The 15,489-nt window shown below is 51.2% G+C and carries 12 protein-coding genes; 5 read left to right on the forward strand and 7 right to left on the reverse strand.

From position 1 onward, the window contains the following. Positions 1 to 42: 42 nt before the first annotated feature. The 3 genes from HY455_03290 to HY455_03300 all read left to right on the forward strand — a co-directional run bounded on the left by HY455_03290 (position 43) and on the right by HY455_03300 (position 1,365). On the forward strand, positions 43 to 780 hold the full coding sequence (locus tag HY455_03290) for a thioredoxin domain-containing protein (GenBank protein ID MBI4118531.1): 738 nt from the start codon (positions 43 to 45) through the stop codon (positions 778 to 780). Between the two features lie 101 nt (positions 781 to 881). Beyond that, positions 882 to 1,103 (forward strand): hypothetical protein, encoded by a 222-nt coding sequence (locus tag HY455_03295; protein MBI4118532.1) that lies wholly within the window; start codon positions 882 to 884, stop codon positions 1,101 to 1,103. Between the two features lie 10 nt (positions 1,104 to 1,113). Beyond that, positions 1,114 to 1,365, forward strand: a complete 252-nt coding sequence (locus tag HY455_03300) for a hypothetical protein (GenBank protein MBI4118533.1) — start codon at positions 1,114 to 1,116, stop codon at positions 1,363 to 1,365. Between the two features lie 15 nt (positions 1,366 to 1,380). Here HY455_03300 and HY455_03305 read toward each other — a convergent pair whose 3' ends face one another. Then, positions 1,381 to 2,196 carry a PD-(D/E)XK nuclease family protein gene (locus HY455_03305; GenBank protein ID MBI4118534.1) on the reverse strand — a complete coding sequence of 272 codons (816 nt, stop codon included), beginning with the start codon at positions 2,194 to 2,196 and terminating at the stop codon, positions 1,381 to 1,383. Between the two features lie 95 nt (positions 2,197 to 2,291). On the opposite strand from HY455_03305, the gene HY455_03310 reads away from it, so the two are divergent. Further along, positions 2,292 to 3,140 carry a M48 family metalloprotease gene (locus HY455_03310; protein MBI4118535.1) on the forward strand — a complete coding sequence of 283 codons (849 nt, stop codon included), beginning with the start codon at positions 2,292 to 2,294 and terminating at the stop codon, positions 3,138 to 3,140. 201 nt (positions 3,141 to 3,341) lie between these two features. Here HY455_03310 and HY455_03315 read toward each other — a convergent pair whose 3' ends face one another. From HY455_03315 to HY455_03335, 5 genes are all read right to left on the reverse strand, one after another. Next, a complete protein-coding gene (locus HY455_03315; protein MBI4118536.1) occupies positions 3,342 to 4,106 on the reverse strand; it encodes a hypothetical protein in 765 nt (254 codons plus the stop codon). An 8-nt stretch (positions 4,107 to 4,114) separates the two neighbouring features. Beyond that, the gene (locus tag HY455_03320) at positions 4,115 to 5,311 is read right to left on the reverse strand and encodes a sigma-70 family RNA polymerase sigma factor (GenBank protein ID MBI4118537.1); all 1,197 of its coding nucleotides are present in this window, start codon (positions 5,309 to 5,311) and stop codon (positions 4,115 to 4,117) included. A gap of 108 nt (positions 5,312 to 5,419) precedes the next feature. Further along, on the reverse strand, positions 5,420 to 7,165 hold the full coding sequence (locus tag HY455_03325; GenBank protein ID MBI4118538.1) for a DNA primase: 1,746 nt from the start codon (positions 7,163 to 7,165) through the stop codon (positions 5,420 to 5,422). Positions 7,166 to 7,218: 53 nt separating this feature from the next. After that, positions 7,219 to 10,878: a DNA-directed RNA polymerase subunit beta' gene (gene rpoC, locus HY455_03330; protein MBI4118539.1), complete on the reverse strand. Its 3,660-nt coding sequence runs from the start codon at positions 10,876 to 10,878 to the stop codon at positions 7,219 to 7,221. 18 nt (positions 10,879 to 10,896) lie between these two features. Then, on the reverse strand, positions 10,897 to 14,100 hold the full coding sequence (locus HY455_03335) for a DNA-directed RNA polymerase subunit beta (protein ID MBI4118540.1): 3,204 nt from the start codon (positions 14,098 to 14,100) through the stop codon (positions 10,897 to 10,899). A gap of 310 nt (positions 14,101 to 14,410) precedes the next feature. On the opposite strand from HY455_03335, the gene HY455_03340 reads away from it, so the two are divergent. Next, entirely contained in the window at positions 14,411 to 14,659 is a 249-nt protein-coding gene (locus HY455_03340; GenBank protein MBI4118541.1) for a hypothetical protein, read from the forward strand. A gap of 100 nt (positions 14,660 to 14,759) precedes the next feature. On the opposite strand, the gene trmD is transcribed toward HY455_03340, so the two are convergent. Continuing rightward, complete coding sequence (trmD, locus tag HY455_03345) at positions 14,760 to 15,443, reverse strand: tRNA (guanosine(37)-N1)-methyltransferase TrmD (GenBank protein MBI4118542.1); 684 nt, start codon at positions 15,441 to 15,443, stop codon at positions 14,760 to 14,762. Positions 15,444 to 15,489 lie beyond the last annotated feature (46 nt).

A 15,489-nucleotide genomic window follows, 5' to 3' on the forward strand; every position in this document is an offset into this window, starting at 1 on the left:
CCGTATGGTACGATGAGCGCAACTAAAAACTAATTAAATACAATGGATACCAACAACAACGTCCAACTCCAGAATCTTTATGTCCCGGGCGCGATCGTTCTCGCCGGAGTTATTATCGCCGGAGCAGTCTTCCTCTCCTCTTCAAAGGAAGGCACTACCGCGGCAGTAAGTGAAACGGTCGTCGACGCAACGGAGGTCATGGAGCCGATCTCTCCTGTCGACCACATCTTGGGAGCACCCAACGCTCCAGTCGTCATTGTTGAGTATTCTGACCTTGAGTGTCCGTTCTGCAAAGATTTCCATGAGACAATGAAGATGGTAATGAAGGAATACGGTGAGCAGAGACAAGTTGCATGGATTTTCCGCCACGCGCCACTCACCCAACTCCACTCTAAGGCGGTCACAGAAGCAGAGGCTGCGGAATGTGCGGCAGAGCTTGGTGGGACGGTGAAGTTCTGGGAATACATAGACCGAGTCTTTACGCTGACACCGTCGAACGACGGACTCGACCTCGCATTACTTCCTGATATTGCAGAAGATGTGGGCCTTTCGCGCAAAAACTTTGAAGCATGTCTCAAGAACAACACATTCGAAGAAAAGATTCTTGGCCAGCTGAACGATGGAGTAAACACAGCGCAAGCTCTCGGTCTTAACTTCGGAACTCCTTTTAGCATCTTTATAGAGAGAGACGGCAGGGCACAGCCGATCTCTGGCGCGCAATCATACGAATCATTGAAGTTCATGATCGACGAAGCGCTTGCCAAGACCGCTCAAGAATAGGCACAAAAAAACCCGCGAAATAGCGGGTTTTTTGTTTCCCTTAGGGGTATTGCTTTTTTGTGATAAGTGTGATATAATTAAAGTTGGATTGGAGGTGTGGAATGAACAAATATTTCGCAGACCTGTGGCGTTCGCGCCACAAGTACTTCGCCGATCTGGCACGCGTATGGCGGCCCTCGGGCAAAGCGTCTGTGGCTGCCCTCGCCAACCTGTTTGACCCATGGAGGCTCGCAAAGAGCGTCTTCTGGCTCATCGGCGCGCTTGCCACATCGATCGTGAAGACGATCTTCTTCTCGGCGAAGCTCGCGCTTCGCATGTACTAGGGAGGACACGATGCAACGCTGGTTCCGGTTCTTTTTTGGTTCACGTGTTCGGGCAGGCACTACAACGCTTGCCCTCATCGTCCTCGGGGCAATCCACTACTTCGCCCCGGGGACACTGACGCAGATCGCGGTCGGAACAGTAGACGAGTTGGGCCCACTTTTGAATATGGTGCTCGTCTACGGCATCGCCTTCGCCCTTCTCATCTGGGCGTTCCGTCTGCTCCTTCGCCCTTTCACGGGCAAACGCGGCAAGTCATCCTGACTGCCGCGTTTTTTGTTATAAACCCAAGCGATAGATATCAAACGAGTTTTCTCCCTCAAACATATCCGAGGGGTTGGGCAGAAAGACCTTCGTCCGCATAAGTTCTGCTGTCGCGTCGTTTACCAGGCGGTGAAAGATTGCGAACTCTTCATCGCATTTGTCGAAATCAATAGTATAGCGCCGCATCTGCGATGACCCGTCCGCATTCTTAGTCTTCTTGCACTCTTGCAAGATGAAGCGCCGGACCGGCCGCTTAAATTCACTTTGCACTGTGTAGTAGTTGAAGATCGCCTGGATGACGAAGAGTGTCTTTTGCGAGCCCCCGGCACTCCACGAATCGACAAACTTGTGGTCAATAATGTCGAGCGCCTTCGGGTCGACACGCGACTCGACGACCAAGTCAGAGACTGCCTTAATGGGGAGCGGCAGACCCTTCACATTAGCCATTCCCCTCACCTCGACGCCAAGCACTTTGTGCCGGGGTGGCCGAGCAAGATAAAAAGCGATGGCACGAAGATAGTCGCGCTCCATCTGGAGACGTTTTTTCTTTTTTGCAAGACGCGAGGTGGCTTTCCCAAAGTTAATTTCGAAATCAGGGACATTGCAGAGGTAATCGAGACCGAGCTGTATAGCCCCTTCTTTCTCTATACCACCATAGAAGTGTTGGAGCGCAACATGCCCGGCGCGCCCGATAATTGAGGCCGGGGTTCCCGGTGTGTCATATACTTCTTCGACATAGCGCTTGTACCATGCCAAGGGATTCCGGAGAAAAGTTATGAGCGACGAGTAACTCCAGTGTGCAATGGGAAACTCCTTCCCAGAAGATTTCATGTAGGCAGTATAACACGCTGGGGCTCCACGTTCAGAGTGGTTGACAAAGATTCAATAACGGTATCTAGTGTACATAGACAGAGGAGGCCGGTGTGGTGACCCTCAACGTTTTACTGTTTTTGAGTGTCCTCGTCCTGCTCTACACAACGCTCTGTAAAGTCCTTTCTCATGGATTCCTGCGGATAGACAATAGTAAGTTCCGGAAGATAGACCCTGAACCATTGGGCAATGCTGCTACTGGAGATGCTCAATCATTGGCCATCCAAAACATTAACATTGAGATGTTGGCACAAAAATACACAAGGCTTGCCCAACTCCCCACGGCAGTAATCCTGAGAGTGACAACGGGAATTCCAATCGCCGCTCTGATCAACATGACACAGATGACTTTCGGGAATGCCCGCACATCTCCCGTCTTGGCCCTTTCGGAGGACGCCATTGAAAGTCTTGGTGGTGACGAAGTTGTCGAGGCTATACTTGCCCACGAAATCGCGCATGGTTACAAGCCAAAGAGACTGAGTATATTTGTGCGGCTTGGCTTACTTGTTGCGGAGCTTTCCCTGCAACGTCTCTGGCTCTTCTTAACACTTGTGGGTGCCCTCTTTTTTGCCATAATGGCATTCGAGGGCACACAGACCTCTGCGAATATTGCGCTGTTGGGGGCGCTTCTCCCATTGACTCTTCTTTCTCTCTTTGAGATGGCTGGTAACGTACTAGACCGCCGCGAAGAGTACCGCGCAGACGCCTACGCCGCATTGTGGAATAAGAGAAATGCAGAGAGGCTCATTGGGTTTTTCAAACGTGATTTAGCACATCTCGAGGGAAGGATGAAAACTATTGTTTTTTATTTCGCACTCCCGTTTATGACACACCCACACCCCTCTCAGCGCACCAAACGTCTGAAGCGGTTTCTAGAGCGAGAAGGGAACGTAGCCCCGGCATGAACCGGGGTTTTTAATTGAGATGCTCTCCATAATACGAAACCAGCCCCGACGGTCGGGGCTGGTTTCTTACTTATAAATAGGTGGCCGGAGGTGCCAGACTAATGAATTATAGTGCTGGCGAAGATACCGGCAAGAGTTATAATAATTGCTTTTTCCATACCCCAATTATAGCATAGTGGGGTATTGTTGTCAAGTGCTTGATTAGGTGAGCTGATACTTCGCTTCAATAGCCTTAAAAAACCGCTCCGCAACCTCATCGCGTGCTTTCCAAACCGAAAGTGATTCAGGGTTTCCCTCGTCATCAAGGAAAAGGGTGGCGCTGCTACTCTCCTTAAGGTTAGGCATCGAGAGTTCGCGAGCGAGAGCGTGTACCCGCGCCTGCTGGTTTTTGTACTTCTTGTGAAGCACCGTTATCAATATCTCCGCTTCATCCGCCTTTCTCTCATGCCACACTACATCGAGAAGGTCACAACTTGGATGCTCTGCGTCTTTAACCGCAGCGAAGCCACGTAGCTTAACGCGTTGTTCCCCAGTCTCTGTTGAGAGACGCATACTCCTTTTTTGACCCATAGGATGCGAAGAAAGAAGCCGGTAGGCACTCTCCACTAAATCTCCTTCGCTTTCTACTCGATCTGGATCATATGCAGACTCGGCACCAGCTTTCGCTCTGTCACGAAACAGTTGCAAACGCCAGGAATCGAGTGACCACTGCTGTCGCCATACCTCTTCAACATCATCAACCAAAATATGCCTTCTTGTAGAAAGCATCAATTCATGTGCAATGGCCTCGATCTTCTCCCCCACTTCTTTGCATTTTGTTTCAAATGCTGTAAGTTCGCGTGCGAGTTCTAATTTCTCGCCAGGACGCATTGGGGTATCCCCTCTCATTTTCACAACTGGTCCATCTGCTAAATATGGATGCGCTGGTTCTACTGAAACAATTTTCTGTTTTGGGGCCTCACTCATGCAAACACTTAATAACTCTCGAGTCTTCGTGCGCGGTCGTGGTGACGAATCTTCTCGTGTGCCTTGGCTTCGATTTGGCGAATACGTTCACGGGTCACACCAAACTCACGCCCCACCTCTTCCAAGGTGTGGACAGTGCCGTCAATAAGGCCGTGACGCATTTCGAGAATCTTGCGCTCCTTGGGAGAAAGATCATCCAATATCTCTTTGATTTGATCTCGAAGAATACGTAGTGATGCCTCTTGCGATGGAGAATCTATCTTTTCGTCTTCGATAAAGTCGCCGAAGGTTGATTTCTCATCATCCTCGCCCACCGGACTCTCGAGCGAAATGGTGTCTTGGTCAATGTTTTGAATTATGTAAATCTTTTTCACGTCGAGCCCCATCTCTGCGGCAATCTCTTCTGCCAAGGGGTCGCGACCCAAGTCTTGGGCAAGCCGACGCACCACCTGCTTGTACTTCGCGATGGTCTCCACCATGTGGACAGGAATACGAATGGTTCGCGACTGGTCAGCGAGCGCGCGCGTAATTGCCTGCCGAATCCACCATGTAGCATATGTTGAAAACTTGAAGCCTTTGGTTGGTTCGAATTTCTCAATCGCTTTGTATAGCCCAATGTTCCCCTCTTGGATGAGGTCGAGGAGGGTCAGATCGCGGCTTCGGCCGACGTAGCGCTTCGCAATAGAAACAACGAGACGGAGGTTCGCCTTGGCGAGGAGGTGACGCGCGTCTTCGTCCCCTTCTTTAATGCGCCGCGCGAGCGACTTTTCTTCGGCGGCAGAAATGAGCGAGTAGCGGCCGATCTCTTTAAGATACATCTGCACAGAGTCGATAGAGGTCTCTTCATGAGCAGTAATCTTGCCGTCAAACATAGGCGTCTCATCTGCAGCAAGGAGCGACCCCGCTTCCACAAGCTCGACTCCTTCGGCGCTCAAACGTTCGTAGACGCGCTCCAGAAACACAATATCATCTTCAATGGTAGGAAATTCCTTGAGGAGTTCGTCGTGGGTCACAAAACGACGCTCACGTCCTCGGATAATGAGCTTTTCGAGCTTTGCGTCACGCGCCTCCTTCTCTTTCTTGCTGACAGGAGCTTTGGAGACGGCCTTGCCCTTACCACGCGCCACACGAGTCTTGGGGGCCTTTTTCTTGCCTTTCTTGGCTACAGGAGCCTTCTTTGCCTTAGAAGCACGCTTGCCCTTCATCCGCAAACGGGATGATTTGGAAGCCTTTTTACCCGTTTTGCGGGCACGACGGATACGCTTTAGGAGCTTTGCCATATATTAGAGAATGATAAAGGATTACCTCGCTAGTTACAACTCTTTAGCTCTTGCCTTTTTCACTTCCGCGATTTCATTATATTCGCGCGTGAGCGAGGCATACGCACGTAGCGCCTCATTGATTTCACCTATTTCTCCTTTAAGTTCGGCCCGATGGAGCTTCAGGTGGGCACTTTCGAGATGCTTTTTGAGTTCCGCTTCACGGAGCGACAAGAGTAGCTCGTCGACTTCGCGCAGAAGCCCCTCCGAATCTTTGTAGTACATCTCGGCCTCGAAAATCATTCTCTCACGCCCCTTCTCATCAATGGCCTCTAGTATCCCGGAGATAGAAATATCACAAAGATTTTTTACTTTATCTCCCACTTCAGTAATAGTGACCACTGGCTTTTCACATGACTTTTGCCACAGGACAATGCCGAGTAGTCTCCGCAGTGCGGGATGCAGCGCCTTTTCATGAACGACATTAGAAACAACGCTCGGTGTCGAGGCGCTTGTCCTCACCTTTTCTGTTGAGGCCTTCGAGGCTTCCTTCACCGCTCGCCAGACCGGCTCCGCATCAAGCTTGAGTGCCTCTGCTACTCGGACCACAAAGTGCGCTTGTTCTATTGGGCGGCCGATCTTGGCTATATAGGGCACTACCACCTCTTCGACCTTGCGGCGAAAGATGTGCTCGTTTGGTGTGTGCTCTTTCAAAACATTAATATAAAACTCTATCGCGTGTTCGCGGGCCTTCAAGATCTCGTGCCATTTGTCTTTGTCTTCAAGCACCACATCTGCCGGGTCTTTACCTTTGGGGAGACGCGCGACAGAGACTGTGAAGCCGTGTTCAAGCGCAAGGTCGATACCTCGGCGAGAAGCATTCAGCCCGGCGACATCGGCATCGTATGCGAAGACGACAGTGTCTGTCAGCCTCTTCAAGAAGGTAAGTTGGTCAGTAGTAAGCGCTGTTCCCGAAGTCGCAATCGTGTTGGTGGCGCCCGCTTGGTGGGAGAGCAATAGATCCATCTGCCCCTCGACCAAGACACAACTCTTCATCTGTCGGATCGCAAGTTTCGCCTTGTCATAGCCGTAGAGTACTCGTGATTTATGAAAAAGCGGCGTCTCGGGGCTGTTCACATACTTTGCCGCCTTCGGGTCGGCAGCGCTAAAGATTCTTCCGGAGAAACCAATAACCCGTCCCGAAGCATCGGCGATGGGGAACATAATCCGTCCTCGAAAACGATCGTAGATCTTGCCGCTGGTTGCGCGGATGGCAATCCCTCCGGTAAAGAGCTCCTCGTCCTTCCACCCCCTACTCTTTAGAAAGGCAGCGGCGTCACTCCAACCATCCGGAGCATACCCCAGACGAAATGAACGTATTGTTTCTTCAGTAAGACCACGCTTGGTGAGGTATTCGAGAACATCCTTTGCTTCCAGGAGCTTCTCCGTCCAATGCAAGGTAATGTCTTCGAGAAGCTCGAAAAGACGCTTGCGCTCATCACTTTCTTCTTTGCTGTGTGCAGTAAGGATTACTCCCGCCCGGTCAGCAAGAATCTTTAAGGCGCCAGAGAAGTCCACGCCCTCTATCTCCTCCACAAATGTGAAAATATCTCCCCCTTTGTCACACCCAAAACAATGGAACGTTTCCCGTTCTGGAGAGACGAAAAAAGAAGGAGACTTTTCTGTATGGAAGGGGCAACGCGCCTTAAAATTCCTCCCAGCTTTCTCGAGCTTTAAATACGAAGAGACAATATCGACGATGGAGAGCCGTTCTTTGATTTGGTCTACAGGAGAAGACATGCCTCAAGTATAAGGTATCAGGCAGAAAGTATAAAGATGGCACGGCGGCCGTGCTACGCCTTTACTTCTTCAGTCTCTTCCTCGGCTTCTTCTTCGACTACCTCTTCTTTGGCCACATGTCGAAAGCCGGTGCCTGCAGGAATAAGGCGACCAATAATGACGTTTTCCTTGATACCGCGGAGTGCGTCTGTCGCGCCACGGAGTGCCGCGCGAATGAGTACCTTGGTTGTGTTCTGGAATGATGCCGACGAAAGGAAACTCTTGGTTGAAAGGGCCACATCAGAGATGCCGAGAATAAGCCGTTCTCCCTTTGCCTCTTCGCCCCCCTCCTCGACAACACGCTCATTCTCTTCGTTCATGTGCACTTCTTCGATAATGTCGCCAACAGAGAACTTGGTGCTTCCTGTTTCTTTGATGCGACGGCGAGAGAGCATTTGGCGAACAATAACCTCGATGTGCTTTCGAGAGACAGACGCACCCTGGAGGTCGTAGACACGCGCAATTTCGCTCACGATATACTCCTCGGCGCGTTCTTTGCCGCCGTACTTGAAGAGCTCAGTAAGATCGGCGGAACCGTCGGTCAAGAAGTCGCCCTTGGCCACTTCGGCGCCTTCTTTCACAGCAGGAGTACGACCATATGGTATAGCGTAGGCGATGGTGTCGCTCTTTTTGCTCTTACCCTCTACGTCTGGCGCAACAATGATGGTGCGTTCCCCGGTCTTCTCTTTCTTTATCTCAAGCACAGTGCCTCCTGTTTTGGTTATGATAGCTGGGTTCTTCGGAGGGCGTCGCTCGAAGATTTCTTCGACACGCGGAAGACCCATGGTAATGTCTTCGCCCGCAACACCTCCAAGGTGGAAGGTGCGCATGGTAAGTTGTGTTCCCGGTTCACCGATGGCTTGCGCGGCGATAATGCCGACCGCTTCGCCTTTTTCGACGAGTTTGTAGCGTCCAAGATCAAGACCGTAACAGCTGCGGCAGAGTCCGTGTGTAGCCTTGCAGGTAAGAGGAGTTCGTACAAATATCTCTCCCGCGCTTTCTTTCTCGACTCGCGCGACGTCTTTGCCTCGCAAAACTGTTCCCTTCGAGTAGAGTACTGAGCCATCTTCCTTGACGACATCTTTGGCAAGCACCCTACCCATAATGGCTTTGCTCAATTCCGTACCGATTTCTGTACCGCTCTTTTGGCGTTCTACCTTTCTCCCTGTGCGGTCGCCACAGTCATCGTCCATGATGATGAGGTCCTGCGCCACGTCGACAAGACGTCGGGTCAGATACCCAGCGCGTGCAGTTTGGAGTGCCGTTGTTGTGAGCCCGTATCGGGCACCGTGTGTGGTGATGAAGTATTCAATTGGGGTCAAACCCTCTTTGTATGAGGAAATAACGGGGTGCTCGAGAATGCGCCCGACTGTGTTGGTGATGAGACCCTTCATACCGGACATCTGTGTAATCTGTCCGATTTGTCCTCGGGCACCAGACTTCCACATGTCGTAGACAGGACCATTCTGGTCGAGTGTGTGCGGCATTCTCTCTTCAACCGCCATCTTGGCGCGTTGCCAGATTTCGATTGCCTTGCGATAGCGTTCCTCGTCAGACAAGAGACCTTCGTTGTACTGCACGGCTAAAATCTCTGTCTCGGAAAGTGCAGCTGCAATGATCGCCTCTTTTTCTTTCGGGATCTTCATGTCGGAGTAGCTCCATGTAATACCCGAGTGTGTCGCAAACTTAAAGCCGAAGTCTTTGATCCGGTCGAGAATGCTTGCTACGCGCTCAAACTCGTACACATCGATAAGATCGGCCATGATCTCAGCCACAATCTTTCTCCCGATTTCTGCGTTGATGTACGGGTAGTCCTTGGGCAAGATGCTGTTGAAAAGAAGGCGGCCGATTGTCGTCTCGAACGGCTTGCCGTCAAATGCTCTGTACTTGGGGCTGTCTGTGCCGAGTACTTTAATAGACGCACGGAGATCAACAGCAAAGTAGTCGTAGGCAGTAATTGCCGCATTCGGTGAGTGGAATATCATTCCCTCGCCCTTTGCGCCGGGAATCATCTTGGTTACCCAGAAACAGCCGAGCACGATGTCGAGAAGCTTTGCGGAAATAGTTGGTTCTGCATTGCCTGGTTTCAAAATGTTTTTGTCGGCGGCCATGAGTGTGCGCGCTTCTTCTTGCGCCTTGGCAGAAAGGGGCACATGAACCGCCATTTGGTCACCGTCGAAGTCCGCGTTGAATGCCGGACACACGAGTGGGTGGAGTTCGATAGCGTTGGTCTCGATCAGTATCGGCTTAAACGCCTGGATACCAAGACGGTGGAGTGTTGGCGCACGGTTCAAAAGCACGTACTTGTCGCTAATGACTTCTTCAAGGATTGCCCACACCTCCGGGCCCGCCTCTTCGATGAGACGGTTTGCGCCGCGAATGTTGAACGCCATCTCGCGCGCAAGCATCTTTGAAATAATGAACGGGCGGAAAAGTTCAAGCGCCATGTGCTTGGGGAGACCGCATTGGTTCAAACGCAAGTTAGGACCGACGACAATGACCGAACGGCCGGAGTAGTCGACACGCTTACCTAGGAGGTTCTGGCGGAAGAGTCCCTGCTTGCCTTTTAGGTTTTCTGCGAGCGACTTGAGCTCCCTTCGTGAGGCCGCAGCTGTTGCTTGAGCGGTCTGCGAACCACGGCGCATTGCATTATCAATAAGCGCGTCCACCGCTTCTTGGAGGATGCGTTTTTCGTTTCGTAAAATAACTTCAGGAGCTTTGACCTCAATCAGTTTCTTCAAACGGTTGTTGCGGTTGATGACGCGGCGGTACAAGTCGTTCACATCGGATGTGGCGTGACGACCTCCGTCCAAGGCGACCATGGGACGAAGTTGTGGTGGTAAGACAGGAATGACGGTCAAGAACATCCATTCCGGGCGAAGGTTCGCTCGGCGAAGTGACCGCACAATACCGAGCCTGCGGTGGAGTTTCCCACGCGTCGCGGCAGATGCATCTTCGAGTGCGTTGGTGAGGCCCGCTTCGAGCTTTTCCAAGTCAATCCGTGTGAGCATTTCGTAGAGCGCTTCGGCGCCGATACCTGCGGCAAAGACCGTGCTGTAGCGGAGCGAATACTTCTGGTACTCGACACCATCAAGCACCTTCCCCACCTGGAGTTCGGCGAGTTCGTCTTTTGTCGTGTGATAGAGGTCTTCCAGGCGCTTCTTCTCATCGGCGCTAGTAGCCGCCTTTGTCTTTGCCTTAAACTCTGCTTCGAGTTCCTTTGAGACTCGATTTCGCTCGTCTTCAAAAACGTTGGTGATGATGTATCCGGAGAAGTAAATGACCCGTTCCACCTCGGCTAATGTAAGTCCGAGGACAAGACCCACGCGAGAAGGGATGTTGCGTACAAACCAAATGTGCGCAACGGGGCTTGCGAGTTCAATGTGACCCATACGTTCGCGGCGAACAATCGAGCGTGTAACCTCCACGCCACATTTCTCACAGACGATGTTCTTGTAACGCACGCGACGGTATTTACCACAGTAACATTCATAGTCCTTGGTCGGTCCAAAAACGCGCTCATCGAAGAGGCCTCCGCGCTCTGCGCGGCCGGTGCGATAGTTAATCGTTTCGGCTTTTGCCACCTCACCAAAAGACCACGAGCGAATGTCCTCGGGCGAAGCGAGTTTCAAGGTCAGAACATCAAAGTTTCGAATTTCTTGAGTTGTTTTCATGGATGTGTTGGGTGGCTGTTACTTGTCTCCCTCCTTCTTCTTATCTCCGAGCTCCACATTGAGCGCGAGAGCGCGAAGGTTGTTGAGTAAGACCTTAAACGACTCAGGAATATTCATCTGCCGCACGTCTTCTCCCTTAATGATTGCGTCAAATGCTTGTGCTCGACCAAAAATGTCATCGGATTTGATGGTGATGATTTCTCGCAGTGTGTGTGCGGCTCCGTAGCCTTCGAGTGCCCAGACTTCCATTTCTCCAAAACGCTGTCCACCACTCTGCGCCTTACCTCCAAGTGGCTGTTGGTGAATGAGTGAGTAGGGTCCAATGGAGCGCATGTGTATCTTGTCCTCAACCATGTGGTGCAGTTTCAAAATGTGCATGTATCCTACTGCAACGTCCTGGGCAAACTTGTCCCCTGTTCGGCCATCATAGAGCTTGACCTTCCCCGTTTCGGGGAATCCTGCCTTTACGATTTCGCCTTTGATCTCTTCTTCGGTCGGTCCTAAGAAAGGCGGAGTAATCGCCTGATAGCCAAGCGTGTTTGCGGCAAGTCCCAAGTGGAGTTCCAAAATCTGTCCCAAGTTCATACGAGAAGGGACACCAAGCGGGGTCAAAATGATATCGACGGGAGTACCATTTTCGAGAAACGGCATTTCTTCGATTGGCAGAACTTTCGAGATGACACCCTTGTTTCCATGGCGACCGGCAAGCTTGTCACCCACAGAGATGTTGCGGAGTTGTGCGACATCGACGTGAATACGCTTGATGATGCCCGGCTCCAGGTTGTCGCCACGTTCACGTGAGAAGACACGCACGCCGATAATGCGTCCGCGCTTGCCGTGTTCCATTCTCTTTGAGGTATCTTTCACATCCCGCGCTTTCTCGCCAAAGATCGAGCGGAGGAGTCGCTCTTCTGGGGTCAGTTCCGCCTCACCCTTCGGCGTAATCTTGCCGACGAGAATGTCGTTTGGTCCCACCTCGGAACCAACCATGATGATGCCGTCTTCGTCCAAGTTCTTGAGCTTCACTTCTCCGACGTTTGGAATGTCGGGAGTCGTCACCTCGGGTCCAAGTTTTGTGTCGCGAACATCAACGATAAACTCCTCAATGTGAATTGAGGTGAATACGGCATTGCGCACCAAGCGCTCCGAGATAATGATGGCGTCTTCATAGTTTGAGCCTCCCCACGAGACGAAGGCCGCGAGAATGTTTTGTCCCAACGCAAGCTCACCACCCACGGTAGAGGCAGCGTCAGCAAGGACATCACCCTTCTTGACCTTGTCTCCAATAGCCACGATAGGGCGCTGGTGGAAGACGGTAAAGTCATTGGTACGTGAAAAGTTTACGAGACGGTAGTCACGGTTTTTGCCGTTCTTGTCTTCTATAGAAATCTTCTCTGCATCGGCATAGGTGATAGTGCCGCTTTCGCGAGCAATCACGAGACGTCCAGAGTCAATCGCCGCTCTTCGCTCCATGCCTGTTGCCACGAGTGGCGCGTGCGGAACAATACATGGAACAGCTTGTTTCTGCATGTTCGAACCCATGAGTGCGCGGTTTGCGTCGTCTCGCTCGAGAAATGGGATGAGCGATGTCGCGACCGAGAACGGCTGTGCCGCGGCGACGTCAATATAGTGCACATCGGAAGGTGTTACGAAACGCACCTCGCCTTCGCTTCCCTTGGCGCGCACCTCGACAAGATCAGTCGTTATCGTGCCCGCGTCGTTGTAGCGAGTCGCGGCGTGTGCGATGTTGTAACGCTCTTCTTCGAGCGCGTTCAAGTACTCTATTTTTTCGGTCACCTTACCGTTCTCTACCTTCGCATAGGGTGTTTCGATGATGCCAAACTCGTTCAGGCGGGCATACAAAGAAAGGCGGAGAATGAGACCGATGTTCTGACCTTCTGGCGTCTGAATGGGGCACACTCTGCCATAGTGCGACGGATGTACGTCACGCACCTCGAAGCCCGCGCGTTCACGCGTTAAGCCACCCGGTCCAAGCGCCGAGAGCGTGCGGAGTTGCTCGAGCTCGTCCAGAAGGTTCTTCTGGTTCATGTGCTGGGAGAGAGAGTTCGTATTGAAAAATTCTTTGATTGATGCCTGGAGCGGGCGCGGGTTCAAGAGCTGAACCGGTAGCGTTGTGTCCGGGTCAATCGTCGACATGCGGTCTTGGATGTTGCGCTTGATCCTCGTCATACCAACGCGAAGCCGCTGTTGAAGCGTCTCGCCTACGAGACGAACTCTTCGGACTCCGAGGTGGTCGATGTCATCTTCCGAGGCGCCTGGTGTATTTTGAAGCGTCAAAACATGCGAGACAATCGTCGCAACGTCATCGAGTGAAAGTGTCTTTTGCTGTTTGCCGCGTTCTACATCATTCTTATCAAACTGCTTGTTGAAGCGGTAACGACCAACGAGCGAGAGGTCGTACTTTTCGTCACCAAAGATGGAGGCAATAAAGTCTCGAGCGTGTTCCGGAGTCGCGAGTGTGCCGTCGCGAAGGCGCCTGTATACCTCGACAAAGGAGTCATCTGCACTCTTTGCTGTGTCTTTGGCAAATGACGCAACCATATACGGGTGTGCGTACTTGTTGTCCTTGAAAAGTTCGATGAGATCTTTGTCAGTTTTGGCGTTTGCCTTCTTTGCTGTGAGGTCGGCAAAAATGCGGAGGAGCGATGAGAGCGGGAACTTGCGCTTCTTGTCGATGCGTACGTAGACCGCGCCATCTGGCTCGATCTCGAGCTCTATCCACGCGCCGCGAGCAGGGATAATCTTCGCACCAAAGTATTTCTTCCCTTTGGCAAAGTCTGCCGTAAAGGTGACGCCGAACGAACGTGTGAGTTGGGAGACAATAACGCGTTCGTTGCCGTTCACGATGAAGGTGCCGTGGTCCGTCATCTGTGGCACATCTGCGAGAAAGATCTCCTGCTCCTTGTCGGTCTTCAACATCTTGTTCTTAAGACGCATCGTGGCGCGGAGCGGTACTTCAAGTGTGAGTTTGTGCTCCTTTGCGTAGAACTCGTCGCATTTTGGTTCGCCAAATTCAAACTTCAAAAACTCAATGTCGAACTTTTTGCCCGAGTAGTCAGATATAGGAGAGAACTCTTTACGAAGTTCCTCCAGACCGTCAGAGAGAAGCCAATCATACGAAGCCCTCTGGCTTTCGACCAGGTTGGGCATATCGATCATCGGCTTCTTATAGCGAGAGAAGGTTTTCTTTGGCAGAAGCATAAGTAAAAAGCCCGTTACTCAAAAACGGGGGCTGACGCCTTTACGAGCGCTTACGAATAAACATAACACTTAATTGCCCCCTATAAGGGGCGAACCCGCAAAAACCTTAGAAACTATGGAGTTTTACACCCGCAACTCAATCAAGCTGAAATTATCTTCCCATTATAGTCAAGACAAGGAATTTGTCAAGAAAGTCAACCTTTGGCTGTGGATAACTGCATTGAGTGTCCGTAGGTAGACATGGGATGTTTGATGATTCCATAATGTTCTTGTATCATTGCACCAGCAATCAAAACTGTAGGAGAAGTGGGTGTTCGACAAGATTATCGACATATTTAAAAGAAAATGGAAACCGCCCATTATCCACCCAATAGGGTTACTGGGACGGCCTTTAGATTTTTACACCTGTACTGGTTGCGGTGGTATTGGTTTTTATGCCAAGGATAAAGTTCTTCATCACGTCGGCTGCCCGCATTATCCTTCCGAGGGCGACCGTGAATCCCAAGAAATGTGGAAAGCGCGACCACTGCCCGCGGTGCCGATTGATCGCGTTCCATAAACCAGCACTGCTGGTTTTTTTATTTCGTCGAGTGAGGATGCGAAATGAGAGCTTGTTCTCATTTTGTCCGAACGAAGACGAAATATGAGACAAGGTGCTCTTATTTTCTCTTGCCTTTCCGCCACTCTGCTATCTTCTTATGATCTCCGGAGAGAAGAATTTTGGGTACGCGATACTTTTTGCCCTTGTGTTCGAGCACTTCTGGGCGCGTGTAGTGAGGATACTCGAGCACTCCCCCTTGTAACTCCCCTTTCAACGTTTCACTCCAAAAAGATTCTTCTTTGAGAGACTCAAGTGTAATGACGCCAGGTATGAGACGCGCAACAGCAGAGACAATAATCATCGCTCCCACATCGCCGTCGGTGAGTACGTATGGTCCAACGGAGATTTCCTCTGCTTTGAGTATAGTCTTCACGCGCTCATCGATTCCCTCGTAGCGGCCAGCGATCAAGATGATGCGGTCAAAGTCCTGTGCCAATGCATGCGCGCGCTTTTGTGTGAACTGCTTACCTTTTGCGGAGAGAAGTATGATTCTAGTTTTTTGTTTACTTTTCTTTTTTGTGATCGACTCCACTGCTCGCAAGATCGGCTCCGCCTTCATGACCATCCCCGCCCCACCGCCATAAGGCTTATCATCAGCGACCATGTGCTTGCCATGAGTAAAGTCGCGAAGGTTGTGCACCTTCACGATAATTTTTTTCTTATCTTGAGCACGCTTCAAAATAGATTGCTCTAGATATGAAAAAGCTTCTGGGAAGAGGGTGATGATGTGGAATTCGGTCATACTCTATACCCTATACTAAAGGTTAGACGCCGCAAAACAAAACTCC

This window comes from Parcubacteria group bacterium (assembly GCA_016204045.1).
GTDB lineage: Bacteria > Patescibacteriota > Minisyncoccia > Phycocordibacterales > UBA2135 > JACQLQ01.

Coding starts and splice junctions, on each gene's coding strand:
- HY455_03295 (MBI4118532.1), top strand. CDS start 882: ATGAACAAATATTTCGCAGACCTGTGGCGTTCGCGCCACAAGTACTTC.
- trmD (MBI4118542.1), bottom strand. CDS start 15,443: ATGACCGAATTCCACATCATCACCCTCTTCCCAGAAGCTTTTTCATAT.
- HY455_03335 (MBI4118540.1), bottom strand. CDS start 14,100: ATGCTTCTGCCAAAGAAAACCTTCTCTCGCTATAAGAAGCCGATGATC.
- rpoC (MBI4118539.1), bottom strand. CDS start 10,878: ATGAAAACAACTCAAGAAATTCGAAACTTTGATGTTCTGACCTTGAAA.
- HY455_03290 (MBI4118531.1), top strand. CDS start 43: ATGGATACCAACAACAACGTCCAACTCCAGAATCTTTATGTCCCGGGC.
- HY455_03315 (MBI4118536.1), bottom strand. CDS start 4,106: ATGAGTGAGGCCCCAAAACAGAAAATTGTTTCAGTAGAACCAGCGCAT.
- HY455_03300 (MBI4118533.1), top strand. CDS start 1,114: ATGCAACGCTGGTTCCGGTTCTTTTTTGGTTCACGTGTTCGGGCAGGC.
- HY455_03325 (MBI4118538.1), bottom strand. CDS start 7,165: ATGTCTTCTCCTGTAGACCAAATCAAAGAACGGCTCTCCATCGTCGAT.
- HY455_03305 (MBI4118534.1), bottom strand. CDS start 2,196: ATGAAATCTTCTGGGAAGGAGTTTCCCATTGCACACTGGAGTTACTCG.
- HY455_03320 (MBI4118537.1), bottom strand. CDS start 5,311: ATGAAGGGCAAGCGTGCTTCTAAGGCAAAGAAGGCTCCTGTAGCCAAG.